This window comes from Nonomuraea sp. NPDC004580 (genome assembly GCF_040609855.1).
Lineage (GTDB): Bacteria > Actinomycetota > Actinomycetes > Streptosporangiales > Streptosporangiaceae > Nonomuraea > Nonomuraea salmonea.
The window spans coordinates 1-1505 of the sequence record NZ_JBEXLH010000144.1 but is presented as its reverse complement, the minus strand read 5'-3'; the positions used below and the strand labels follow the sequence as shown (position 1 = coordinate 1505).

General features: G+C 72.3%; 1 protein-coding gene. It reads left to right on the top strand.

Features of this window, described 5'->3' with window-relative positions; all coding sequences use genetic code 11:
• Nucleotides 1-1398: transposase (locus tag ABZW11_RS46225; protein WP_355432926.1), on the top strand; the 1398-nt coding region annotated here is incomplete at its 5' end.
• Nucleotides 1399-1505: the final 107 nt, after the last annotated feature.

Genomic DNA, 1505 nt, shown 5'->3' with positions numbered 1-1505 from the left:
GATCTGCGGTGGAAGGCCGCCTGCGGGCTGGGCCTGCATGACCGGGGCTTCGATCCGTCGCTGCTGGTGTATTTCCGGCAGCGGCTGCGCCGGTCGGGTGATCCGGACCGGATCTTCCGCCGGGTCGGGCAGGTGGCCGCGGCCAGCGGGGCGCTGCGGGCGCGGGCGCGGCGGGTGCTGGATTCGGCGGTGCTGGATGACGCGGTCGCGACCCAGGACACCGTTACCCAGCTGATCACGGCGATGCGGCGGGTGGGCCGGCAGGTGCCCGGCGCCGGCCGGCTGATCGCCGAACGTTGCCGGGCCACCGACTACACCGATCCGGGCAAGCCCGCGATCGCCTGGAACGACGCCACCGCGCGCCAGGAACTGGTCAGCGGCCTGGTCAACGACGCACTCACCGTGGTGGAGGCCTTCCAAGCCGCCGCGATCGCCGGTGAACTGGGTGACGACGCGGCTCAGGCCCTGGCGCTGCTGGCGCTGGTGGCCGGCCAGGACGTAGAGCCGGCCGAGGGCTCCGACGGCACCGACGGACGCTGGCGCATCGCCCGCAGGGTCGCCCCCGACCGCGTCATCTCCACCGTCGACACCCAGGCCCGGCACGTGCACAAGACCGTGCACCACCGCCAGGACGGCTACAAGGCGCACGTGGTGATCGAACCCGATACCGGACTGTTCACCGGCGTCCGGCTGACCATGGCCGGCGGAGCCGGCCAGCACGAGGCGGTCGTCGGCGCGGACCTGCTGGCCGGCGAACCCGCCGGACCCGCCGGACCCGCCGGACCCGCCGGACCCGCCGGGCCCTCGGCTGCTTCAACCACCGGCCCGGCCGCGTTCGAGGTGCTGGGCGATACGGCTTATGGCACCGGCGAGGCCCGCCGCGCGCTGCTCGATGCCGGGCATACCGTCATCATCAAGCCCGCCCCGCTGCGCCCGGCCGTCGCCGGCGGCTTCACCATCGACGACTTCACCGTGGACGAAGCCGGCGGCACCGTCATCTGCCCGGCCGGGGTGAGACGGCACATCACCGCGGCACGGTCGGTGACCTTCGGCGTCGCCTGCCGCTCCTGCCCGCTGCGCGAGCGCTGCACGACCAGCAGGAACGGCCGCTCCCTGCAGCTGCATCCCCACGACGCGCTGTTACGCCAGGCCCGCCGGCAATGGGCCACCGACCCCGGCCTGCAAGCCGTCTACCGGCAACATCGCCCCATGGTCGAACGCTCCATCGCCTGGCTGATCGGCGCGGACGGCCGCGCTCGCAAGCTCCGCTACCGCGGCGTGGTGCGCAACGACCTCTGGCTCCACCTACGAGCAGCCGCCCTCAACCTGCGCCGCCTGATCAACCTCGGACTCGCCCATACTCAGGGCACCTGGACGCTACAGCCGGCCACCGGCTGAGGCCATCCAGCGAGCAACACCCCAGGGCTGCTTCACCTCAAAACCTTGATCGCCAGACCGTCAGCCCGTGATCCATTACGCCAGCAACATCTTCAGAGGGGTCCTAG